Raw genomic sequence first — 23,693 nt, 5'->3', positions numbered from 1 at the left:
CGATACGGACCACTTCCGAATTCCTTGACCCCGGACGCCGTAATGGACTGTGCTTTCCGCAGTTTTCGATCCGTGCACGGGAAGGGAGCTCGGACCATGGAAAGCGACTTGAATGAATCCGGCGGGTCCTGGCGGACGCGCGCCGCCGCCCAGCAGCCCGACTGGCCGGACGGGCGGGAGGTGCGCTCCGTGACGCGGTGGCTGTCCCAGGCGCCGCCGCTGGTCCTCGCCGCCGAGTGCGACCGGCTGCGCGAGCGGATGGCGGCGGTGGCCAGGGGCGAGGCCGTGCTCCTCCAGGGCGGTGACTGCGCGGAGACCTTCGGCGAGGCGACCGCCCAGGGCGTGCGCGGCAAGCTCAGGACCCTGCTCCAGATGGCCGTCGTCCTCACCCACGCCACCGCCCTGCCGGTGGTGAAGGTGGGCCGCATGGCGGGGCAGTACGCCAAGCCGCGCTCCAGCCCGGTCGAGCTCCGTGACGGGGTGGCCCTGCCGTCGTACCGCGGCGACGCGGTCAACGGCGCCGCCTTCACCGAGCGGGACCGTACGCCCGACCCGTGGCGGATGCGGCGGATGTACGAGGCCTCCGCGACCACCCTCAACCTGGTCCGGGCGCTCACCACCGGCGGCTTCGCCGACCTGCGCCAGGTGCACGACTGGAACCAGGGGTTCGTGGCGGGCTCGGCGGCCGGCCGGCGCTACGAGCGGATCGCCGACGAGATCGACCGCACCCTCGCCTTCATGCAGGCTTGCGGGGTCGGCCTCGGGGAGCTGACGAGCGCGGAGTTCTTCGTCGGCCACGAGGGGCTGCTCCTCGACTACGAGGCCGCCCTCACCCGCGTCGAGGCGGAGTCCGGCCGCGCGTACGCCACGAGCGGGCACCTGCTGTGGATCGGTGAGCGGACCCGGGACCTGGACGGCGCGCACGTCGAGTACTTCTCCCGCGTCGCGAACCCGATCGCGGTCAAGCTCGGCCCCACCGCCTCGCCCGACGACGTCCTCGGCCTCATCGACCGCCTCGACCCCGCCCGCGAACCGGGCCGGCTGACCCTGGTGCTCCGGGCCGGCGCCGACCGCGTCCGCGACGTGCTGCCCACGCTCGTGGAGAAGGTGACCGCGGAGGGGGCCCAGGTGTGCTGGGTCAGCGACCCGATGCACGGCAACACCTTCACGGCGCCGAGCGGGCACAAGACGCGCCGCTTCGACGCCGTCCTCGACGAGGTCCGCGGCTTCATGGAGGTGCACCACGCCCTCGGCACCCACCCCGGCGGCGTCCATGTGGAACTCACCGGTGACGACGTCACCGAGTGCGTGGGCGGCGGCAACGAGGTCCGCACCGAGGACCTCGACCGGCGCTACGAGACCGCCTGCGATCCGCGGCTCAACCACGACCAGTCCCTCGACCTGGCCTTCCTCCTCGCCGAGCGGTACCGCGAGCGTCCGGCGACGCTCACGCCCGGCAGCCGTCCCTGAGCACGTCGAACGGGGGCTCGGCGGCCAGGTAGAAGTGGTCGCCGGGCACCGTCCGCAGCCGGAAGGCGCCCCGGCTCGCCTCCTGCCACGCCCCGGCCTGCGCCGGGGTCACCCGGGGATCGGCGTCCCCGACGAGCGCGGTGACGGGACAGGACAGCGGCGCCCGGTCCGGCTGAGCGTACGCGCCGAGCATGGCGAAGTCGGCGGTGAGCGCGGGCAGGATCAGCGCGCGGAAGTCCGGGTCGTCGAGCAACTCCGGCGGGGTGCCGCCCAGTTCGGTCAGGGTCCGCAGGGCGCCCTCCGGGCCCTCCGGGGCGTCGGAGCGCGGCAGGTGCGGCGCCCGCGCACCCGAGACGAGGAGCCCGTACACCGGGGAGCCGCGCTCCTCCAGCACGGCCGCCGTCTCGTACGCCACGAGCGCGCCCATGCTGTGTCCGAACAGCACGACCCGCCGGCCGTCGTCCGAACCGGCGATCTCCTCGGCGATCAGGCGCGCCATCGCGCACAGGTCACGGAACGGCTCCTCGTCGAGGCGCTCGGCGCGCCCCGGGTAGCACACGGTGTACACCTCGGCGCCGGCGAGCGCGCCGCTCCACCCCCGGAAGAACAGCGGGGAGCCGCCGGCGTGCGGAAAGCAGAAGAGCCGCACCAGGGCCGAGGCCCGCGGTGCGGTGATACGGGTCCACGGCATGGGGCCCTCCTCAGTACAGTGCGGCGGCGCAGGCGCGGGACAGCGCCCGCAGGCTGGAGACCATGGACTCCGGCGGCAGCGCCGAGGCCCGGTGGGCGAGCGGGAGTTCGGTGCAGGCGGCGAGCACCGGGAGGGAGCGCCGCCGCCACAGGGATTCCACGACGTCCTGGAAGGCGCCGGCGGCCTCGATGGTCCGCCCGGCCTTCACGAGCCCGGCGGCGGTGTGGACGCGCTCCTGCTCCGCGTCGCCGGGGACGTGCAGCGGGTAACCGCGCGTCGCCGCCCGCTTCTGGTACAGGCCGCTGGCCACGGTTCCGGTGGTGGCCGTGAGCCAGCCGCCCTCCGGGCTCAGCCGTACCGCCTCGTCGAGGGTCGCGTCGACGATGTCCACGAGGGGGGCGGGAAGTTCGGAGGCGATGTCGTCGAGCAGCGCGTGCGCGGTGTTGCAGGGGATCGCGAGCAGATCGGCCCCCCATTCGACGAGGGTGAACAGATGTTTGCGAATGCGCCGGGCCGCCTCGGTGTCGCCGCCGAGGATCGCCGCCGTGCGGTCGGGCACGGAGGGGTCGGAGAGCATGACGATCCGGGGGTGTTCCTGGTCCCGCGAGGCCGGCACGTCGTCGGCCAGGAGACGGAGGAACTCCGCGGTCGCCGCGGGCCCCATCCCGCCGAGTACGCCCAGCGTTCTGCCCGGAGGCGGGGTCGTCGCCGCAGTCATGGCACGATGCTGGGCCCCGCCGCTGACACCCCGCTGACACCGCGCTGACCGGCCCGCCGACGGCCTCCCGCACCGCCCCGGGCCACCCCTCCGGGGGTACGGGCAACCCGCTCCAGGACCCGGGGGTTTGCCCCATGGTCGCTCCGTTGCACGTGCGATAGCGTCGCAGAGCGCCGGGTCCACCAGGGGCCCGGACCGGCTCTCCCCCCCCCGTGCCCGTTCGGGCCACTCTCCAGAACTGAGGGACCTTCATGCGCCAGTTACTCCGCGGCCTCGGGATCTTCGCCGTGTCCGGCACCGCCGTCGTGTCGCTCGCCTCCTGCGGAATGGTGCAGGGGGAGACGTACGAGGACGACAGCAACCTCTCCGGCAAGATCACCTCGGTCCGCCTCGACAACGGATCGGGCGGTGTCACGGTCAACGGGGTCAAGGACGGCGCCTTCGCGCTGCACCGCAAGATCGAGTTCCAGGGCGAGCGGCCCCAGGGAGCCACCCACCGGATCGAGAACGGCGTGCTCGTCCTCGGCGGCTGCGGCAACCGCTGCTCGGTCAACTACACCGTCGACGTGCCGGCCGGCATCCCGGTCAGCGGCGAGGTCTCCAGCGGGGCGATCCGCCTCGCCCAGGTCGGTTCCGTCGAGGTGACGACCAGCTCGGGCCGCGTCGAGATGAACGGGGTCACCGGCACCGTCCAGGTGCGGACCAGCAACGGCCAGATCAACGGCACCGGCATCAAGGGCGACCGGATCCAGGCCCAGACCTCCAACGGCAAGATCAACCTGTCCCCGGACACCCCCGCCGACGTCCGCGCCCAGACCTCCAACGGTGACGTCACCCTCACCGTGCCGCGGGCCAGCTACAAGGTGACCGTCGACTCCAACAACGGCGACCAGACCATCGACGTGCCCAGCGACCCGGCCGGCAAGTACGAGCTCGGGGTGCGCACCAGCAACGGCGACATCACCGTCAGGAACAGCTGAGCACCGGGCGGGCCCGAGCCCGCCCGCCCCACCTCCGTACGACCGCGACCCCCACCGCGTACAGCCGCCGTCCCCACCTCCGTACGACCGCCGCCCACCCGCCGTCCGTACGCCCTCGCGGCGTCGGCGGCGGTGGCGATCAGCGCCGTGTCAGCCCCCTGTCAGCGCCTCTGAAGAGTCTGGAGTGGCTCCGACCACTCAAGGAGGCCCGGCGCATGACCTCGCTCGAAGCGGTGTCGAGTTATCTGCCACCCGCCATACCCGTGGAAGAACTGCGTGAACCGCTGGGTCTCACCGACCAGCAGGTACGCAGGTTCACCAGGCTCTACGGCCTGGAGCGGATCTGCCAGGCGCCCGACCAGTCCGAGGCCGAGCTGCTGCTCGCGGCCGCCGGGAAGCTGGAGGCCCTCGCAGGCCAGGAAGACCGCGTGCGCTACGTGGTGCGCGCCAAGGGGCTGCGCACCACCGCGCCCTACCCCGTCAACCCCCTCCAGCAGGTGCGCGAGGCGCTCGGACTGCGCCACGCGACCGTGTTCTCCGTGGCCGACCACGGCTGCGCGACCGGACTGCTCGCCCTCGACGTGGCGGGCACCCTGCTGGCCGCCGACCCGGACCCCGGCGCCCTCGCCCTGGTCCTGGCCGGCGACAAGACGTTCACTCCGTTCTCCCAGTGGGTCGAGGACGTCTCCATCATGGGCGAGGGCATGACGGCCCTGCTCGTCAGCGCGGACGGCCCCCGCGACCGGGTCCTCGGCTACCAGGCCCGCATCATCGGCCGGGACGACGGCGTGATCGACCTGGACCCCGAGGGGGCCAGGGAGGCCAAGCGCATCTACCAGGACGTCATGTCCGAGGTCATCCACGGCGCGCTCGCCGCCGCCGGGATCGGCATCGGCGACCTCGACCTCGTGCTCCCGCACAACGTCAACCGCGTCTCGTGGACGGTCGCCGCGAAGAACCTCGGCATCTCCCAGGACCGCATCTTCCTGGACAACATCGCGAAGACCGGCCACTGCTTCTGCGCCGACCCCTTCGTCAACTACCAGTCCGCGCGCGAACTCGGCCTGCTGCGGCCCGGAGGCCTCTACCTGATGACCTCCGCCGGCCTCGGCCAGTCGTTCGCGGCGACGGTCCTCCAGCACTGACACCGAGAGGACGGCACATGAGCGGCACACTCCCGGGCTTCCGAGCGCGGCTCGCGACAGCCCTGACCGGGGCGCCCGAGACCCCGCTGCTGTTCCTCGGCAACTTCGAGGTGGAGCAGCAGTGGGCGGAGGGCGAGCACACCCTGCCACGTCTCTCGGCGGCGACGGCCGGAGCCGTGGTCAACCACATGGACGAGTTCGCCCTGTTCCTCGGCGGCGCCGGCGACCACGTCGTCCTCAAGACCCGGCCGGACGACGACTACCTCGCCTTCCTCGCCGGACTCGGCGTCGACCTGCCCCGCATCCACGTGCCCGGCCGGCAGGACCCGCAGCGCACGGTCACCGAGGACGCCCTCGACGACCCGGCGCTGCTGGCGGCCCTGTCCGCGCTGTCGGCGCAGGGCTGCCAGGTCACCGCGCACGGCATCTCCACGGACGAGCGGCGTTTCACCGAGGCGGCAGGACTGCCGCTCGCCGGACCCGGCCCGGACGTCTGCAAGGCGGTCAACAGCAAGGTGTACAGCCGCCGCGTCGCCGACGAGCTCGGGCTGCGCCAGCCCCGCGGCTGGGCCTGCGACACCCTCGACGGACTCGCCGCGGCCTTCGCCGCCGCCACGGACGACAGCGGCACCCGGTACGTGGTCAAGGAGGCGTTCGGCGTCTCCGGCAAGGGCATCGCCGTACTGGAGAGCCGGCGCAGGGCCGACCGGATCCTCGGCATGGTGCGCAAGCAGGCGGACCGCTCGGGGAACGGGTCCGTCGCCTTCGTCGTCGAGGAATGGGTGGCCAAGGAGACGGACCTGAACTACCAGTTCACGGTCGGCCGCGACGGCTCCGTACGCTTCGACTTCGTCAAGGAACAGCTCACCGAGGGCGGGGTGCACAAGGGGCACCGGATGCCCGCCCGGCTCACCGCCGCCCAGCGGGACGCGGTCCGCGACGCCGCCGAGCGACTCGGCAAGCGCCTCGCCGCCGACGGCTACTTCGGCGTGGTCGGCGTGGACGCCATGGTCGACCCCGACGGCGGCCTCTACCCGGTCGTGGAGATCAACGCCCGGCACAACATGTCGACCTACCAGGTCGGCCTGGAGGAGCGGTTCGTCCGGGACGGCCGGATCGCCGTCGCCCGCCACTACCCGCTCCGGCTCGCCGCGCCCCTGCCGTTCGCGGAGACCCGCGACCTGCTCGACGGGCTCCTCTTCGACGCGGACCGGGGGACCGGCCTGCTCGTCAACAACCACGCCACGGTCAACGCGGCCTTCGCCGAGAGCTTCCCCGGCGGCCCCGCCGAGAGCCCCGCCGCGCCGACCGTCGACGGACGCCTGTACGGGGTCCTCGTGGAGGAATCGGACGCCCGCATCGGCACCCTCGACACGGAGATCGCCGCGCGACTCGCGGCACGGAAGGACAACGCGGCATGACCACACGACACGAGGTCCAGGGAATCCCCGTCGCCGAACTCGCCGAGACCTACGGCACCCCCTTCTACCTGTACGACGGGGACGCGCTCGAAGGCCGCATGCGGGAGCTCCGCGAGGCCTTCGACCCCCGCCTCGAAATCTTCTTCTCCCTCAAGTCCAACCCCAACGTCGCCGTCTGCGCCCTGCTCCACGCGCACGGCGCCCGCGCCGAGGTCTGCTCGCTGACCGAGCTCCTCACCGCCCGCCGGGCCGGCGTCGCCCCCGAGGACATCATCTTCCTCGGCCCGGGCAAGAGCCGCGCCGAACTGGCCGCCTGCCTCGACGAGGGCGTGGCCGCCGTCGTCTGCGAGTCGCTCCAGGAACTCGCCGTCATCGACGAACTGGCCCGGGAGCGCGGCGAGCGGGCGCCCGTCGCCCTGCGCGTCAACCCCGCCTTCTCGGTGAAGGGCTCCGGCCTCACCATGGGCGGCAAGCCCCGCCAGTTCGGCATCGACGAGGCACAGCTGTTCGCCGACACCGGCCTCGCCCAGCGCTTCCCGCACGTCCGACTGATGGGCGTACAGGTCTACATGGGCACCCGCATCCTCAGCGAGCAGTCCGTCGTCGAGAACTCCACGCGCATCTTCGAGCTGGCCGAACGCCTCTCCGCCGCGCTCGGCTTCGACCTGGAGCTCGTCGACATCGGCGGCGGCCTCGGCGTCGCCTACTTCGACGGCGAGAACGACCTCGACCTCCCGGTGCTCGCCGCGGACCTCAACCCCGTCGTGGCCGCCTTCGCCGACCGGCACCCGCGCACCCGGCTCGTCATGGAACTCGGCCGCTACCTGACCGCCGAGGCCGGCACGTACGTCCTCCGCGTCCGGTACGTGAAGACCTCGCTCGGGGAGCGCTTCGCCGTCACCGACGGCGGCACCCACCACCACATGGCGGCCGTCGGCATCGGCTCCTTCGTCAAGCGGAACTTCCCCATGCGCCTGATCAGCGGCGCCGCGGGCGACGAGACCGGCACGGAGACGTGGAACGTCACCGGACCGCTGTGCACCCCGAACGACACCCTGGCCAAGAAGATCGAACTGCCGCCGCTCGCCCCGGGCGACCTGCTCGGCGTGGACCGCTCCGGCGCGTACGGCCCCACCGCCTCGCCCGTGAACTTCCTCAGCCACGGCTACCCCGCCGAGGTGCTCGTCGTCGACGGACACGCCCACCTCGTCCGCGAGGCCGACCGCCCGGACGACCTGCTGAGCAAGCAGCGGCTCCCGGCGGCCGTACTCCGGACCCGCACCACCGCCACCCACTGACCCCGACCACCGCCGGAAGGACTCCCGCCATGACCGCTCCGACCACCACCGACCGCGCCCGGATCGTCTCCGAGATCTCCGCGGCCCTCCACGACGTGCTCGACTACGACCTGCCGGAACTGACCGAGGACTCCCGGCTCTTCGACGAGCTGGGCCTCGACTCGACGGGCGTCTTCGAGATGCTGATGCGTCTCGAGGAGTCGCTGGACATCGAGTTCGACACGGACTCCCTCGAGATGGCGCACTTCGCGAGCGTGCGCTCCCTCACCGACTTCATCGCCGCCGAAACGGGTGCCAGGGGATGACCGTGCAGCCCGCCCAGGCACCCCGCGCCGCCGAGGACACCGGAGTGTTCCCGCTGCGGCTCGCGGCGGCCGCGCACCGTACGTTCCCCGAGGGCACGGCACGGATCGACGACGCCTTCTCCGCACGGCACTTCGCCGACCTCACCACGCTCTACGGGGTCGAGCACCGCCCCGAGGTCGCCGCCCGCGGCACCGGCAACACCTTCGCCGTCATGGCCGCGGCGCTGCTCGCCGAACTGTCGGCCGGGCCCGTGGAGGCCGAACTCGTCGTCGTCGCCCATGCCACCCCCGACCTGGACTGCCGGCTCGCCGCGGTCACCGCCCTTTCCGTGCTCGTCCCCGGCGACCCGCAGGTGCTCACGGTCGCCGACTGCGGCTCCGCGGCGCCCTTCGTCGCCCTGGAGCTGGCCGGGCGGTACGTCCGGCGGCACGGATACCGCTCGGCCGCCGTGTTCGTCCTCGACCAGGCGACCCTGCCGTACGAGACGGGCCGCGACCTCGCCGGTGACGCGGGAGTCGCCCTGCTGTTCACCGTCGACGGCGCGGCCGGAGAGCTCGCGGTGCGCCGCACCTCCGGCGTCGGCGCCGAGGACGTGCCGGGCCTGGCCCCGGCGCTCCTCGACGGCCTCGGCTGCGGCCCGGACGTCCCGCTCGTCCTCGGCCCCGGCCTCGACCCCGGGGCCGCGCTGCCCGGCCGCACCGGCCGCCGGCTGCCGGCACCGGCCGGGCTCCCGGCCTCCGCGGCCCTGACCGAGCTGGTCGCCGAGGCGGGCCGGGCCCCGCACGAGGACCGTCTCGCGCTGCTCGACCACGATCCGGAGACCGGCGAACTCAGCGCCTGCCTGCTCAGGACGGACGCGTGACCACGCTCGCGCCCGACGGTACGGCGCTGCTCGAACTCGTCCACGGCACGGCCCGGCACGAGGGTCTCGCCCCCGCGCTCGCCGCGCTCGGCACCGCCGTCCTGCCCGGCCTGCTGCCGTGCGGACCCGCCGGGCACGCCGTGGTCGACGCCCGGACCCACGCGGAGGCCGAGGAGATCTGGACCGACGGCCTGCGCCACCCCCGCGACCGCCGACGGGAGACCCCGCCGACCGAGACCGCCCTCCCGGGCGGCGCCGTACTCACGACCCGGACCACCCGGCCGGGCCCGGACGGCGACAGCCTCCCGGGCGCGCCCGGCGGGGCCCCGGGTGCCGCGTACACCCTGGGTACGGGGGGGCCCGGTGCCACGTACGCCCTGGGCCTGGTGTGGCTGCGGCTCGGGCTCTCCGAAGGGCTGCGGGCCGCCTGTGTCGCCCGTCTCGCGCAGCGGCGGACCGGGGACTCCACCCTGCTCCAGCAGCAGCTGGTCAAGGGCACCGTCGCCGACGTCCTCGTCGAGCACCTGGAGGTCCGGGCCGTACTGACCGGGGCCGCCCCGGGCGCTCTCGACACCGGCATGCTGCACCACCTGCACCGCCGGATCACCGCCGCCGACCGCGAACAGGTACGGCTGCTCGGGGCCTCGGGCTACCTCAGGGACAGCCCCGGCATGACCGTCCACGTCTCGGAGCTGCTCGCCGAGGCCCACACCGGCGGGGAGGGCACGCCATGACCTTCGTGGACGCACGCCTCGCGGCGCTCCGCGGCCGCATGCGCGCATGGGGCGCGGACCTGCGCCCGCTCGCCCTGGAGATCGACCGCGACCCGGAAGCCGTCCGCCGCCACTTCCACCTGCCGGCCGTGCGCCACCTGGCCACCATGGGCATACCCGAAGCGTACGGTCACGAGCCGGAGAAGATCGACGGATACCGCTTCTACGGCGACTCCGCCCTCGAACGGGCCATCGTCATGGAGGAGTTGGCCTGCGCCGACGTCGGCACGCTCGTCGCCGCGCCGGGTCCGCTCCTCGCCGGGGTCGCCGTCGGCCTCTTCGCGGACGAGGACCAGAAACGCTGGTTCTACGGCCGGATGCTCAGTGAACCGCTGTGGACCTGCTTCGCCCTGACCGAACCCGACGGCGGCTCCGACGCCGCCGCGATGCGCAGCACCCTCACCCCCGCCCAGGGCGGCGGCGCCCTGCTGAGCGGCGAGAAACGCTACGTCGGCAACGCGTCCCGCGCCCAGCTCGGCGTCGTGTTCGCCCGCAGCAGGCCGGGACCGCTCGGCATCACCGCCGTCCTCGTCGACACCGCGGACCCTGGTTTCCGCGCCGAACCGCTCGACATGATCGGACTGCGCGGCGCCCGGATCAGCTCCATCGCCATGGACCGCGTCGTCGTCCCCGAGGACCGTTTCCTCGGCCGGCACCTGCCCGCCACCCGGCGCGGCGTGTGGGCCTTCGTCCAGACCTTCAACCTGCTGCGACCCGGCGTCGCCGCCATCTCCGTCGGCATCGCCCGGGCCGCCCTCGAGTACGTCACCGCCCACCGCGGCACCCTGCGCGCCGCCGAACGCGAGCGGCTCGACGACCTCGGCCGGCGCGTCGACGCGGCACGCCTCCTGGTGCACCACGCCGCCGCCGCCGTCGACGCCCGCGGCACGGACGGCCACCTGGCCTCCGCCGCCAAGCTGCGCACCGCCCGGCTCGCCGAGGACACCACCCTGGCGGCCTGCTCCTTCTTCGGGCCCGGCGCCCGCCTCGACCACCCGCTGCTCGACAAACTCACCCGGGACGCCCGGGCGATGGAATTCCTCGAAGGCACCGCCCACATGCAGCGGCTGAACCTCTTCCAGGGGCTGCTCGGCGGAAAGATCGACCGCGCCGCACCACCCCTCGCCACGCGCTGAGAGCGCCGTCCTGTCAGCGGTGGATCAGCCCGCCGTCAGGGCCCGGCACAAGCATGCACTTTCACCGTCCTCGGCCGAGCCGAGCACGTCATCGTCTGAAAAGGTGGACACAGTCATGGTGAAGCCGTCCCCGGCTTTCTCGGTGATACCGGGCGCGCAGGTCCAGGGCGCCCTCTCCGGCCGCGAGAAACAGGTCGTGGAGATCGTGGAGGACGCCTACCGGCTCCACGGAGCGGGCCGGACCGTCAACCCGCCCTCGTACTTCCTGCGCTTCCCCGACCGGCCCGACGCGCGGATCATCGCGCTGCCCGCCTCCTGCGGCGGTGACATCGGCGTCGACGGCATCAAGTGGATATCGAGCTTCCCCGGCAACATCACCTCCGGCCTGCCCCGCGCCTCCGCGGCCCTCCTCCTGAACGACCCCGCCACGGGCTACCCGTTCGCCTGCATGGAAGGCTCCATCATCAGCGCCGTCCGGACCGCAGCGTCCGCCGCGCTCGCCGCCGACCGGCTCTCCCGGGGCCGCCCCCGGCCGCTGCGGCTCGGCATCGTGGGCACCGGCCTCATCGCCCGCTACATCCACACCTTCCTGGCCGCCACCGGCTGGGAGTTCGAGCACGTGGGCGTCCACGACCTGCGCCCCGAGTACGCCCGCGAGTTCCGCGTCTACCTGGAGCAGACCGGCGAGCGGGCCCCCGTCACCGTCCACGAGACCTCGGAGGACCTGCTGCGCTCCTCCGACCTCGTGGTCTTCGCGACCGTCGCCGGCGCGCCGCACGTCACCGACCCCGGGCTCTTCGCCCACCGCCCGCTCGTCCTGAACGTCTCGCTGCGCGACCTGGCACCCGAGGTCGTCCTGGCCTCGGCCAACATCGTCGACGACATCGAGCACTGCCTCAAGGCCGACACCTCGGTCCACCTCGCCGAACAGCGCACCGGAAACCGCGAGTTCATCACCGGCACCCTGTACGACGTGATCACCGGGTCCGTACGGCCCGATCCGTCGCTGCCGCTGGTGTTCTCCCCCTTCGGCCTCGGCGTGCTCGACCTCGCCGTCGGCAAGTACGTCCACGACCTCGTCCGAGACGCCGGTGAACTCCACGTCGTCGACGACTTCTTCCACGAACTGGACCGCTACGGACAGCGGCAGACCACCACGGCCTGAACACGCGCGCAGCGGGCGGGAGCAGACGCATGCCAGTCATCACGACGCCGCAGGAATTCGACGTCGACGACCTCTTCGTCGACGTCCGGCGGGTCACCGGATATCCCCTCTACCTGAAATGCGAGGGCTTCAACTTCGCGGGCTCGGTCAAACTCCGCGCCGCGAACGAGATGGTGGAGTCCGCCGAGCGCACCGGGGCGCTCCGCCCCGGCATGACCATCGTCGAAAGCTCGTCCGGGAACCTGGGCGTGGCCCTCAGCCTGGTCGCCGTCAGCCGGGGCTACCGGTTCGTCTGCATCACCGACTCGCGGTGCACCCAGGCGTCCCGCAGGCTGATGCAGCGGCTCGGCGCCGACGTACGCGTGGTCTCCCGGCCGCACCCGGAGCGGGGCCTTCTCGGCGCGCGCCTGGACCTGGTCCGCCGGCTGTGCGAGGAGCACGACGACTTCCACTGGCTCAACCAGTACGCCAACACGGGCAACTGGACCGCGCACTACCAGTCGACCGCCCCGCAGATCGCCAAGGCCTTCCCCGACCTCGACCTCCTCTTCGTCGGCGCGGGCACCACCGGCACCCTGATGGGCTGCGCCCGGTTCTTCCGCGAGCACAACCCGGCGGTGACCATCGTCGCCGTCGACGCGGCCGGCTCGGTCAACTTCGGCGGCGAGCCCGCCCCCCGGCTCATCCCCGGCGTGGGCACGAGCGTGCGGCCCGCCCTCCTCGACGCGTCACTCGTCGACGACGTCGTCATCGTCCCCGAGAAGGACACCGTGCGCGCCTGCCGGGCGCTGCTCCGCGAAGGCTTCCTGCTCGGCGGCTCCACCGGCACCGTGCTCAGCGGCGCCGTCCGCTGGCTGCGCGAGAACCGGCCCGGCGCCACCGACCTGACCGCCGTCGCCATCGCCCCCGACCTCGGCGAGCGGTATCTGGACACCGTGTACGACGACGCCTGGGTCGGCGACGCGTTCGGGCCGGAGACCCTCACCGAGGACCCCTTCACACCGCCGCCGCCCGCCCCGAGGGCCCGCGGCCGCCGCCCCTCCCACGTCCCGCCCGCCCCGCACCATCCCGCCGATCCCGTCCGGGTCGGCCCGACCACCACTGGGAGCCTGTGATGACATCGACTCCGGGCGCCGGACCGGCGCTCACCGCGGGCCAGGTGGAGATCTGGCTCGACGCGCGGGCCGCCGGACGCAGCAGCGCGTACAACTCGGCCGGATACCTGGACATCCGGGGCCCGCTCGACACCGGCCGCTTCCGCACCGCGCTCCGCCGGCTCGCCGAAGAGGCCGAATGCCTGCGGGCCCGCTTCACCGACGTCGACGGCGAACCGCGCCAGAGCATCGAACCGCTCCCCGAGCCGCCGCTGACCGAGGCCGACCTGCGGCACGCGGACGACCCCGCGGAGGCGGCCCGCGCGTGGATGCGGCGGGACCTCGCCGTCCCCATGGGCATCGACGACTTCCCGCTGATGCGGACCGCCGTCCTCACCGTCGCCCCCGACCGCGCCTTCTTCTACCTGTGCGTGCACCACCTGCTGTGCGACGGCTTCAGCCAGACGGTCCTGTGGCGCCGGCTCGCCGAGCTGTACGCCGCGGACCCGGACGGCCACGCGCCCGGTACGGCCCTGCCGCCCCTGCGCGACCTGGTCGACGCCGAGACCGCGTACCGCGCGTCCGGACCGGCCCGCCGCGACGCGGAGTTCTGGCAGCGGCGCTTCCCCGAGCCGCCGGAGCCGGTCACGCTGTCCCGCCGGCCCACCGCCGCCGGGCTCCCCAGCGGATTCCTCCGCCACTCCGTCGTCCTGCCCGACGAGACGGTACGGGCCCTCCGCGACAGCGCGAGCCGCTCGGACGTCACCTGGCCCACCGTGGCGATGGCCGCCACCGCCCTCTACACCCAGCGGGTCGCCGGCACCGAAGAGGTGCTGCTGACCCTGCCGGCCACCGCCCGGATGAACGCCCGCCAGCGGGCCGTGCCCGGCATGATGGCCAACTACCTGCCCCTGCGCGTACCGGTACGCCCCGCCCTCACCAAGGCGGAACTGCTCCGGCTCACCTCCCGGGAGCTCGCCCAGGTCCTGCGGCACCAGCGGCACCGGGTCAGCGCGATCCGCCGCGGCATGGGGCTGCGCAGCGACGACCGCCGTCCCTTCGGCCCCTTCGTCAACCTGCTGCCGCAGCAGACCGGCCTCGGCCTCGGCCCGTGCACGGCCGAGGTGCACAACCTGTCCACCGGCCTCGTCGACGACGTGATGGTCACGCTCGTCGAGACCCCCGGCGACGGCATCGAGATCCACCTCAACGGCAACCCCGACCGCTACACCGACGCCGAGACCGCACACCACCTCGCGAGGCTCGCCGCCTTCGTCGGACGGTTCGCCACGGCCGCGGACGAGGACCGCGTGGGCAGCCTGGACATCCCCGACGACCTGCCGGGCATCCCCGCGCAGGGAGCCCACGGCGCCTCCGCGCGAGCAGGCCGGGGCGGTTCGTCGCCCGAAGGGCGGGGCGTTCCGCCGCGCGCGGGCCAGGGCGTTCCCTCGCGGGCAGGCCTGGGCGAGCCGTCGCCCGGAGGCAAAGGCGAGCCGTTCCCCGCAGGCCAGGGCGAGCCGTCGCCCGGGGGCCAGGGCGTTCTCCCGCGCGCAGGCCAGGGCGAGTCGTCGCCCGGAGGCCACGGCACCCCGTCGCCCGGGGACCGCGGCACCCCGTCGCCCGAAGGCCCCCGCGCCGCCTCGCCCGGAGGCCGCGGCCGTCCCGCCTGGCTGCGTACCGCCTCGGGCCCCGAGCGGCCCGCCGACTTCACCTGCGTCGTCGAGCGCGTCCGGGAGCAGGCCGCCCGGCGGTCCGGCGCGGTCGCCGTCGAGGACGACGACGTCCGCCTCACGTACGCCTCCCTCGTCGCCCGCGCCTCCGCACTGTCCCGCACCCTGCCCGGCACGGGCCTCGTCGGCGTGCTCGTCACCCCCGGCGCCGGCTACGTGACCTCGGTACTCGCCGTCATCGCCGCCGGCGCCGCCTACGTACCGCTCGACCCGCACGCGCCCCTCGCCCGCACGGCCGCCCTCCTCGCCGACCACGGCATCGACCACCTGATCGCGGACGCGCCGCACCGCCCCCTCGCCGAGCAGGCCGCCGCGGCCGCAGGACACCCCGTGCGGATCGTCACCCCCGACGGCGCGGAGGACCCCCTGGACGGCCTCGCGCCGCTCGCCGGCGCGCCCCGGGACCTGGCGTACGTGATCTTCACCTCCGGGTCCACCGGGCAGCCCAAGGGCGCCATGGTGCACCGCGCGGGCATGGTCAACCACCTGCTCGCCAAGGTCGACGACCTGGCGCTGACCGAGCGGGACACGCTCGTCCAGAACGCCCCCGTCACCTTCGACATCTCCGTCTGGCAGATGCTCGCCCCGCTCGTCGTCGGCGGCCGGGTGCGCGTCGTCGGCCGGGACACCGCGGCCGACCCCGACCTCCTCTTCCCGCTCGCCGCCGCCGACGGCGTCACCGTCCTGGAGGTCGTGCCCTCCCTGCTGCGCGCCGCCCTCGACGCCTGGGACCTCACCGGCACCGGCGTGGACCTGCCCGGCCTGCGCCACCTCATGGTCACCGGCGAGGCCCTCCCCGCCGACCTCTGCCGCCGCTGGCTCGCCCGCCACCCGGGGACGCCCCTCGTCAACGCCTACGGACCCACCGAGTGCTCCGACGACGTCACCCACGCGCACATCCGGCGCGCCCCCGCCTCCGACCGGCCCGTCCCCATCGGCGCCCCCGTCCGCAACACCCGCCTGTACGTCCTCGGCGACGACCTGCGGCCCCTGCCGCACGGCACGCCCGGCGAGCTGTACGTTGCGGGCGCGGGCGTCGGCCGCGGCTACCTCGGCGACCCGGGCCGTACGGCGAGCACCTTCGTCGCCGACCCGTACGGCCCCGCAGGATCCCTCATGTACCGCACGGGCGACCGCGTCCACTGGGACGACGGCGGCGAACTCGTCTTCCTGGAACGCAGGGACCACCAGGTGAAGATCCGAGGCCACCGCATCGAACTCGGCGAGATCGAGACCGCCCTGCGCCGCCACGAGGACGTCGCCGACGCCGTCGTCACGGTCGTGGGCGACGCCTCAGGCGGCAAGCACCTCGTCGCCCACTGCGTCCCCCGCGAGGGCGCCCCCCTCGGCACCGGCTCGCTCCGCGCCCACCTGGCGGCGACCCTGCCGGAGTACATGGTGCCGCAGCACCTGCTCGTCCTCGACGCCCTCCCGCTGACCGCGCACGGCAAGGTCGACCGCAAGGCGCTGCCGCTGCCGCTGCCGAGGACCGACCGCGATACCGCAGCGCACGACACCGGCGACCAGACCGCCCCCGGCACCCCGGCCGCCCCCGGAGCCCCCGGCTCGGCCGCCCCCGCCGAGGTCATCCTCCGCGCCGTCTACACCGAAGTCCTCGGCGTCCCCGCAGGCCCCGACGACAACTTCTTCGAGCTCGGCGGCGACAGCATCACCGCCATCCAGGCGGTCAGCCACGCCCGCAAGGCCGGCCTCGCCGTCACCCCGCTCCTCATCCGCAAGCACGGCACCCCCCGCGCGGTCGCCGCCGCCACCCCCGCCGACGGCCCCGCACGCCCCGCCGCCCCCCTCCACGACGGCACCGGCGAGATCGAACTCGCCCCGATCGCCCACCAGTTGCGCGAGGACCTCGCCGCCCTCGACGAACGCTCCCGCGAGTACAGCCAGTTCGTCGTCCTGCGCACCCCCGCCGGGCTGAGCGCCGACACCCTCCGTACCGCCGTCGACGCCCTCCTCGACCGGCACGCCGCCCTGCGCACCCGGCTCACCGTCCCCGTCGAGGGGCTCTGGTCCCTCGAAGCGCTCCCGCCGGGCGCGGTGACCGCCGCCGACCTCGTACGCCATGTCGACGCCTCCCACCTCGCGGACGACCCCCGGGCCCTGGCCGACGCCGTCCGCGAGCAGACCGACCTCGCCCGCGCCCGGCTCTCCCCGGACACCGGCCAGGTGACCCAGCTCGTCCTCGTGGACCGGGGCCCCGGCCGCTCCGGCCGCCTGGTCTGGCTCACCCACCACCTGTGCGTGGACGGCGTCTCCTGGCGCGTCCTCGTCTCCGACCTCGCCGCCGCCGTCGCGGGCGGCAGCCCGGACCCGGTCCCCACCTCGTACCGCGAGTGGACGAGCAAGCTCGGCGCCCACGCCAGGACCGCCGACCGGGTCGCCGAATTCCCCCTGTGGAAAGAACAGTTCAGTCCCGGCGCCGCCCCGCTCGGCGACCGCGCGCTCGACCCGCTCCGCGACGTCTACGGCACCGCCCACCGGCTGCGCCTGGAGCTGGACACCCGCACGACGGCCGCCGTCCTCTCCGGCGTCCGGGGCATCCACGACGGCGAGATCAACGACCTGCTGCTCACCGCGCTCGGCATGGCGGTCGCCGACTGGCGCCGCCGCAACGGGGACGTCCCGGCCGACACCACCGTCGAAATGGAGGGCCACGGCCGCGAACAGTTCACCGACGACGTCGACCTGTCGCGTACCGTCGGCTGGTTCACCAGCGTCTACCCCGTCCTCGTCGGCCCCGGCCCCACCGTGGACTGGGACGACCTGTGGGCCGGCGGCGAGAGCGCCGGCACCGCACTCCAGGAGGTCGGGCGCAGGCTGCGCCGCCTCCCCGACCACGGCCTCGGCTTCGGCCTGCTGCGCCACCTCAACCCGCAGACCCTCCCCGCCCTCGCCCGCCACGGCGTGCCCGAGATCGGCTTCAACTACCTCGGCCGCTTCCAGACCGACGCCCCGAGCGGCGACTGGTCCCTGGTGACCGAGGACGCCGTCATCGGCACCGGCGTCCACCCCCGCATGCCGCTGCGGCACGTCCTCGCCGTCACCCCGGTGACCGAGGACCGCGCCGACGGACCGCACCTGGTCGCGGACTGGATCTGGGCCGGCGAACTGTTCGGGGACGCCGACGCGGAGGACATCGCCCGCACCTGGTTCCGGGCCCTCACAACCCTCGCGCGGCATACCGCGGAGGCAGCCGAGCACGGGCCCCGCCCCGAGATCCTGCCGCTCTCCCCGCTCCAGCAGGGCCTGCTCATCCAGGCCGAACTGGAGCGGAACGGCACGGACAGCTACCTCCTCCAGACCGTCCTCGACATCGAGGGACCCTTCGACACCGACACCTTCCGCGCCGCCGCCGACGCCCTCCTCGACCGGCACCCCGGGCTCCGGGTGAGCTTCCCCGAGGCGGCGCCCGACGAGCAGCCCGTGCAGTCCGTCGCCGGCCGCGTCCGCGCCCCCTGGACCGACGTCGACCTCACCGGGACGGCGTCGGAGGCCGAACGGGACGCCGAATGCGCCCGCCTCACCGAGGCCGACTGGGAGCGGGGCTTCGACCTGACGACCGCGCCGCTGCTGCGGTTCACCGCGATCCGCCTGCCCGGCGACCGCGTCCGGCTGCTGTGGACCCTGCACCACCTCCTCGCGGACGGCTGGTCCATGGGGATCCTCGCCCGCGAACTCTTCACCCTGTACGCCGCGGGCGGCGACGCCGACGTCCTGCCACCCGCGCCGCCCTACCGCGACTACTTCACCTGGCTCGCCGCCCAGGACACCGAGGCCGCACGGGCCGCCTGGCGGACCGCGCTCGCGGGCGTCACCGAACCCACCCTGCTGTCCACCGGCGAGCACGCCGAAGGCTCCCGGCCGCCCGAGTCCCTCGTCCACGAACTGCCCGAGGACCTGACCGCACGCCTCACCTCCTGGGCCCGCGGCCGCAACGTCACCCTGAACACGGTCCTCCAGGCCTGCTGGGCCGTGGTCCTCGGCCGCCGCACCGGACGCGGCGACCTCGTCTTCGGCACCGTCGCCTCCGCCCGCCCGCCGGAACTCCCCGGCGTCGAGGGCATGGTCGGACTCTTCCTCAACATGCTTCCGCAGCGGGTCACCCTCGACCCGGCGGAGCCGTTCACCGACCTCGTACGCCGCCTCTACGCCCAGCAGACCGACCTCCTGGAGCACCAGCACATCGGCCTCGGCGAGGTGCAGCGGCTCGCGGGCGCCGGCGACCTGTTCGACACCGTGTTCAGCTTCCAGAACCAGCCGCGCGCCGACCTGACCGCACTCAACGCGCTCGTGCCCGCCCTGCGCCTCGGCGACGGCACCACCCGCCTCGCGGCCGAGCGCGGCCTCGCCGTCCTCGTCCACCCCGGCCCCCGGCTCACACTCACCCTCCAGTACCGGCCCACCGCGCACGAACGGACCGCCGTCGAGGAGACGCTCCGGCAGCTGGTCGAGGTCGTCCGCACCGCGGTCGACCACCCCGACACCCCCGTCGGACGCCTCACCCTCGACGACACCGCCGAGCACCGGCGGCTCGTCACGGAGTGGGGCGGCCAGGCCGACGACACGCCCCGGCCCGTCATCCCCGCCCTGTTCCAGTCCCGCGTCGCCGACAACCCCCGGGCCGTCGCCATCGTCGCCGGGGACACCGAGGTCACGTACGGCGAACTCGACCGGCGCGCCAACCGGCTCGCCCGGCTGCTCCTCGCCCGGGGCGCCGGACCCGAGCGGACCGTCGCCCTCGCCGTGTCCGACCCGGTGGAGATGACCGCGGCGATCCTCGCCGTCCTCAAGGCGGGCGCCGCCTACCTGCCCATCGACCCCAAGTACCCCGCCGACCGGATCGCGTTCATGCTCTCCGACAGCGGTCCTGCCACCCTCGTGACCACCACGGAGCTCGCCGGCCGGCTGCCCGCCGCCGACTGCGACGTCCTCCTGCTCGACGGACAGGACACGGCAGCCGCCCTCGCCGCCCTGCCCGACCACGCACCCGAGGACTCCGACCGGCCCGCGCCCCTGGACCCCCGGCACCCCGCGTACGTCATCTACACGTCCGGCTCCACCGGCCGCCCCAAGGGCGTCCTGGTCGACCACGCCGGATTCGCCGCCATGGTGGCCAGCCTCGTCGAGAAGTTCGGCGTCGACCACCGGGCCCGCGTCCTGAAGTTCGCCTCGTTCAGCTTCGACGCCTCGGTGTGGGAACTCAGCCTCTCCCTGCTCGCCGGCGGCACCCTCGTCGTCGCCGACGAGGACTGCCGGGTCCCCGGTCGGCCCCTCGTCGACCTGCTCCACCGGCACCGGGTCAACCTGGCAGGACTGCCGCCGGTCGTCGTCGGCGCCCTCCCCGAGGGCTCCCGGCTCCCCGACGACCTCACCCTGATCGTCGCCGGCGAGGCCTGCCCGCCGCACGTCGTGGAACGCTGGGCCGGACAGGTCCGCATGTTCAACGGCTACGGACCCACCGAGGCCGTGCTCGCCTCCACGGTCAGCGACCCGCTGGGCACCGCCGGCCACCCGCCGATCGGCCGCCCGACCGCCGCCCACCGCGTCTACGTCCTCGACGAGGCACTCCGCCCGGTCCCGGCCGGAGCCGTCGGCGAGCTGTACGTCGGCGGCAACCTCGCCCGCGGCTACCGGGACCGGCCCGACCTCACCGCGAAACGGTTCGTGGCCGACCCGTACGGGCCCGCCGGAGCGCGCATGTACCGCACGGGCGACCTGGCGAACTGGCGCCCCGACGGACAGCTCCACTACGTCGGCCGCGCCGACGACCAGGTGCAGCTGCGCGGCTTCCGCGTCGAACTCGGCGAGATCGAGACCGAACTCGCCGCCCGGCCGGAGGTCCGCCAGGCCGCCGCCGTCGTACGGAGCACCCCCGGCCAGGAGGACCGGCTCGTCGCCTACGTGGTCCCCGCGACCCCCGGCGGCGCCGACGCCGCCGCACTGCGGGACGCGCTCGCCGCCGTCCTGCCCGAGTACATGGTGCCCGCCGCGATCGTGAGCCTCGACGAACTCCCGCTCACCCCGCAGGGCAAGCTCGACCGCAAGGCGCTGCCCGACCCCGAGGAGACCCGCACCCGACGCGGCCGCGGCCCCCGCACCCCGGTCGAGGAGATCCTCTGCGGCATCTTCGCCGAACTGCTCCAGATCTCCGACGTAGGCATCGACGACGACTTCTTCGAGCTGGGCGGCCACTCCCTCCTCGCCACCCGCATGGTGAGCCGGGCCCGGTCGGCGCTCGACGTCGAACTGCCGATCCGTACCCTCTTCGAGGCGCGGACCGTGGCCGGAGTCGTCGCCCGCCTCGGCAACGGCGACACGGTCCGGCCCGCCCTCGTCCGGACTCCGCGCGAGGACACCGCCGGCCACCTTCCGCTCTCCTTCACCCAGACACGGCTGTGGTTCCTCAACCGGCTCGACCCCGAGTCGGCCGCCTACAACGTCTCCTTCGCGGTGCGGTTGTCGGGTCCGCTCGATGGGGCGGCCCTCGGTGGGGCGCTGGCGGATGTGGTGGGGCGGCACGAGAGTCTGCGGACGGTGTTCCCGGAGGTGGACGGGGAGCCGAGGCAGGTGGTCCTCGACGCGGCCGAGGTGTGGCCGGGGCTGGACGTGGTGGACCTGGTGGGTGGGGACGCCGCTGAGGTGGTGCCGGCGGCCCGTGCGGCCCGTGGTTTCGACCTGACGGCCGAGATCCCCGTACGCGCCCACCTCTACCGCACCGGCCCCGACGAGCAGCTCCTCCAGCTCGTCGTCCACCACATCGCCTGGGACGGCTGGTCCGTCGCCCCCCTCGTCCGCGATGTGTCGCGTGCGTACGCGGCGCGGTGCGGGGGCGGCGCGCCGGAGTGGTCGGCGTTGCCCGTGCAGTACGCGGACTTCGCGGTGTGGCAGCGGGAGTTGCTGGGCGACGAGTCGGACGCTTCGAGTGTGGCGGCACGTCAGGTGGGTTTCTGGCGTGAGCGGTTGGCGGGTATGCCGGAGGAGTTGGCGTTGCCGTTCGACCGTGCGCGGCCGGCGGTGATGTCGCATCGGGGCGGGACGGTTCCGTTCCGGCTCGACGCGGGGGCTCACGGTGCTCTGGTGCGGTTGGCGCGGGAGTCGGGCGCCTCGGTGTTCATGGTGCTCCAGGCCGGTCTGGCCGCGTTGTTGTCGCGGTTGGGTGCGGGGGAGGACGTGCCGATCGGCTCACCCGTGGCGGGCCGGCTCGACGACGCTCTGGACGAGCTCGTGGGCTGCTTCATGAACACCCTGGTGCTGCGGACCGACGTGTCCGGAGACCCGGCCTTCCGCGACCTCCTCGACCGCGCCCGCGAGACCTCCCTTTCGGCCTTCGCCCACCAGGACGTGCCGTTCGAACGGCTCGTCGAGGTCCTGGACCCGGTGCGGTCCATGGGCCGCAACCCCCTCTTCCAGGTCATGCTCGTACTCCAGAACAACGAACATGCAGGACTCGAACTCCCTGGCATACGCGCCGAGTTCGAACCGCCGTCCGTCGACTCGGTCAAGTTCGACCTGAACTTCTTCGTCGTCGAGCAGCAGGACGACGACGGCACTCCCGACGGCCTGGACGGATTCCTGGAGTTCAGCGCCGACGTGTTCGACGAGTCGACGGCCACCTCGGTCGCCGCACGGCTCGTACGCCTCCTGGAACAGGTCGCCGCCGACCCCGACCTCCCCGTCAGCGGCATCGAGATCCTGTCCCAGCCCGAACGCGACCGCATCCTGAACGACTGGAGCGGCACCACCGGCGGCAACCCGAACACCACCCTGCCCGCCCTCTTCGAGGCCCAGGCCGCACGGTCGCCGGAGGCGGTCGCCGTCGTGTTCGGCGGTACGGAGCTGACGTACGGGGAGCTGAACGCGCGGGCGAACCGGCTCGCGCGGCAGCTGATCGCACGCGGCGCCGGGCCCGAGCGGCTTGTGGCGCTCGCGCTGCCGAGGACCGAGGAGATGATCGTCGGACTCCTCGCGGTACTCAAGTCCGGGGCCGCCTACCTCCCCGTCGACCTCGCCTACCCGGCGGAGCGAATTGCGCTCATGCTCGACGACGCCCGGCCGGCCCTGCTGCTCACCGACGGCCCGACCGCCCGGACCCTGCCGGACACGGACCTGCCGCGGCTGCTGCTCGACGACCCCGGCACGACGGCTGAGCGGAAGGACCTGCCTGGCACTGCCACCGACACCGACGCCAACGCCGACGCCGACGCCGACGCCGACGTGACCGACCGGGAGCGGACCGCCCCCCTCGGGCCGGATCACCCCGCCTTCGTCATCTACACCTCCGGTTCCACGGGCCGGCCGAAGGGCGTCACCGGTCTGCACCGGGCCCTCGTCAACCGGCTCACCTGGTTCGCCGAGGAGTTCCCCGAGCAGCGCACGGCCGCCATCCTCGCCAAGTCGCCGGTCAGCGTCATCGACGGCATCACCGAACTCCTCGCCCCGCTGCTGTCCGGCGGGTCGACGGTCCTGGTCGACGCCGACACCGCCCGCAGCGTCCCCGATCTCGCGGACGCCGTCGTGCGGCACGGCATCGCCCGCCTCACCGTCGTCCCCAGCCTCCTGAACGCCTTCATCGACAGCGGCGAACTGCCGCGCATGGCCGGCTGCACGGTCTGGATCTGCAGCGGGGAGCAGCTTCCCGCCGCCACCGTGGAACGGTTCAGGGCCTGCCTGCCCTCCGCCCGCCTCGTGAACTTCTACGGCGCCTCCGAGGTCGGAGCGGTCGCCACCCACGGCGCCCACGACGACGTCACCCTCGGTACGGCCACCCTGATCGGCCGTCCCCTCCGCAACGCGGGTGTGTTCGTGCTGGACGGGGGGTTGCGGCCGGTTCCGGTGGGTGTGGCGGGTGAGTTGTACCTCTCGGGTGCGGGTGTGGCCCGGGGGTAT

The 23,693-nt window shown here is 73.8% G+C and carries 14 protein-coding genes; 12 read left to right on the top strand and 2 right to left on the bottom strand.

The genetic code is table 11. From position 1 onward, the window contains the following. The first annotated feature begins 96 nt into the window (after positions 1-96). Positions 97-1,470: a class II 3-deoxy-7-phosphoheptulonate synthase gene (locus ABT034_RS29685; RefSeq protein WP_351220157.1), complete on the top strand. Its 1,374-nt coding sequence runs from the start codon at positions 97-99 to the stop codon at positions 1,468-1,470. Here the strand turns inward: ABT034_RS29685 and ABT034_RS29680 are convergent. Beyond that, positions 1,448-2,161, bottom strand: a complete 714-nt coding sequence (locus ABT034_RS29680) for a thioesterase II family protein (protein WP_351220156.1) — start codon at positions 2,159-2,161, stop codon at positions 1,448-1,450. The genes ABT034_RS29685 and ABT034_RS29680 overlap by 23 nt on opposite strands. A gap of 10 nt (positions 2,162-2,171) precedes the next feature. After that, on the bottom strand, positions 2,172-2,879 hold the full coding sequence (locus tag ABT034_RS29675) for an aspartate/glutamate racemase family protein (protein WP_351220155.1): 708 nt from the start codon (positions 2,877-2,879) through the stop codon (positions 2,172-2,174). 251 nt (positions 2,880-3,130) lie between these two features. Between ABT034_RS29675 and ABT034_RS29670 the strand changes: the two genes are divergently transcribed. The 11 genes from ABT034_RS29670 to ABT034_RS29620 all read left to right on the top strand — a co-directional run. Then, positions 3,131-3,859, top strand: coding sequence for a DUF4097 family beta strand repeat-containing protein (locus ABT034_RS29670; RefSeq protein ID WP_351220154.1), 729 nt, complete (start codon positions 3,131-3,133; stop codon positions 3,857-3,859). A gap of 215 nt (positions 3,860-4,074) precedes the next feature. Next, on the top strand, positions 4,075-5,004 hold the full coding sequence (locus ABT034_RS29665) for a 3-oxoacyl-[acyl-carrier-protein] synthase III C-terminal domain-containing protein (RefSeq protein ID WP_351220153.1): 930 nt from the start codon (positions 4,075-4,077) through the stop codon (positions 5,002-5,004). A gap of 17 nt (positions 5,005-5,021) precedes the next feature. Then, complete coding sequence (locus tag ABT034_RS29660; protein ID WP_351220152.1) at positions 5,022-6,425, top strand: preATP grasp domain-containing protein; 1,404 nt, start codon at positions 5,022-5,024, stop codon at positions 6,423-6,425. Then, positions 6,422-7,723 carry a type III PLP-dependent enzyme gene (locus tag ABT034_RS29655; RefSeq protein WP_351220151.1) on the top strand — a complete coding sequence of 434 codons (1,302 nt, stop codon included), beginning with the start codon at positions 6,422-6,424 and terminating at the stop codon, positions 7,721-7,723. Before ABT034_RS29660 ends, ABT034_RS29655 begins: the two co-directional genes overlap by 4 nt. 29 nt (positions 7,724-7,752) lie before the next feature. Continuing rightward, entirely contained in the window at positions 7,753-8,028 is a 276-nt protein-coding gene (locus ABT034_RS29650; protein ID WP_032767757.1) for an acyl carrier protein, read from the top strand. Further along, on the top strand, positions 8,025-8,891 hold the full coding sequence (locus tag ABT034_RS29645; RefSeq protein ID WP_351220150.1) for a hypothetical protein: 867 nt from the start codon (positions 8,025-8,027) through the stop codon (positions 8,889-8,891). The genes ABT034_RS29650 and ABT034_RS29645 overlap by 4 nt, the downstream gene beginning before the upstream one ends. Next, on the top strand, positions 8,888-9,625 hold the full coding sequence (locus ABT034_RS29640) for a hypothetical protein (protein ID WP_351220149.1): 738 nt from the start codon (positions 8,888-8,890) through the stop codon (positions 9,623-9,625). The genes ABT034_RS29645 and ABT034_RS29640 overlap by 4 nt, the downstream gene beginning before the upstream one ends. Then, positions 9,622-10,800, top strand: a complete 1,179-nt coding sequence (locus tag ABT034_RS29635) for an acyl-CoA dehydrogenase family protein (RefSeq protein ID WP_351220148.1) — start codon at positions 9,622-9,624, stop codon at positions 10,798-10,800. The genes ABT034_RS29640 and ABT034_RS29635 overlap by 4 nt, the downstream gene beginning before the upstream one ends. 115 nt (positions 10,801-10,915) lie before the next feature. Further along, positions 10,916-11,965 carry a 2,3-diaminopropionate biosynthesis protein SbnB gene (gene sbnB, locus ABT034_RS29630; RefSeq protein WP_351220147.1) on the top strand — a complete coding sequence of 350 codons (1,050 nt, stop codon included), beginning with the start codon at positions 10,916-10,918 and terminating at the stop codon, positions 11,963-11,965. A gap of 29 nt (positions 11,966-11,994) precedes the next feature. Next, positions 11,995-13,080 carry a 2,3-diaminopropionate biosynthesis protein SbnA gene (gene sbnA, locus ABT034_RS29625; RefSeq protein ID WP_351220146.1) on the top strand — a complete coding sequence of 362 codons (1,086 nt, stop codon included), beginning with the start codon at positions 11,995-11,997 and terminating at the stop codon, positions 13,078-13,080. Continuing rightward, the coding region (locus ABT034_RS29620) for a non-ribosomal peptide synthetase (RefSeq protein WP_351220145.1) at positions 13,080-23,693 on the top strand (10,614 nt) is incomplete at its 3' end. The genes sbnA and ABT034_RS29620, both read left to right, overlap by 1 nt.

The organism is Streptomyces sp. NPDC002773 (assembly GCF_040295605.1).
Classification (GTDB): Bacteria; Actinomycetota; Actinomycetes; order Streptomycetales; family Streptomycetaceae; genus Streptomyces.
This window is presented reverse-complemented; position numbering and strand designations above follow the sequence as displayed.

Bases quoted from the DNA above. Each gene is read 5' to 3' on its own strand.
- ABT034_RS29685 (WP_351220157.1), top strand. From the start codon at position 97: ATGGAAAGCGACTTGAATGAATCCGGCGGGTCCTGGCGGACGCGCGCC.
- ABT034_RS29680 (WP_351220156.1), bottom strand. From the start codon at position 2,161: ATGCCGTGGACCCGTATCACCGCACCGCGGGCCTCGGCCCTGGTGCGG.
- ABT034_RS29675 (WP_351220155.1), bottom strand. From the start codon at position 2,879: ATGACTGCGGCGACGACCCCGCCTCCGGGCAGAACGCTGGGCGTACTC.
- ABT034_RS29670 (WP_351220154.1), top strand. From the start codon at position 3,131: ATGCGCCAGTTACTCCGCGGCCTCGGGATCTTCGCCGTGTCCGGCACC.
- ABT034_RS29665 (WP_351220153.1), top strand. From the start codon at position 4,075: ATGACCTCGCTCGAAGCGGTGTCGAGTTATCTGCCACCCGCCATACCC.
- ABT034_RS29660 (WP_351220152.1), top strand. From the start codon at position 5,022: ATGAGCGGCACACTCCCGGGCTTCCGAGCGCGGCTCGCGACAGCCCTG.
- ABT034_RS29655 (WP_351220151.1), top strand. From the start codon at position 6,422: ATGACCACACGACACGAGGTCCAGGGAATCCCCGTCGCCGAACTCGCC.
- ABT034_RS29650 (WP_032767757.1), top strand. From the start codon at position 7,753: ATGACCGCTCCGACCACCACCGACCGCGCCCGGATCGTCTCCGAGATC.
- ABT034_RS29645 (WP_351220150.1), top strand. From the start codon at position 8,025: ATGACCGTGCAGCCCGCCCAGGCACCCCGCGCCGCCGAGGACACCGGA.
- ABT034_RS29635 (WP_351220148.1), top strand. From the start codon at position 9,622: ATGACCTTCGTGGACGCACGCCTCGCGGCGCTCCGCGGCCGCATGCGC.
- sbnB (WP_351220147.1), top strand. From the start codon at position 10,916: ATGGTGAAGCCGTCCCCGGCTTTCTCGGTGATACCGGGCGCGCAGGTC.
- sbnA (WP_351220146.1), top strand. From the start codon at position 11,995: ATGCCAGTCATCACGACGCCGCAGGAATTCGACGTCGACGACCTCTTC.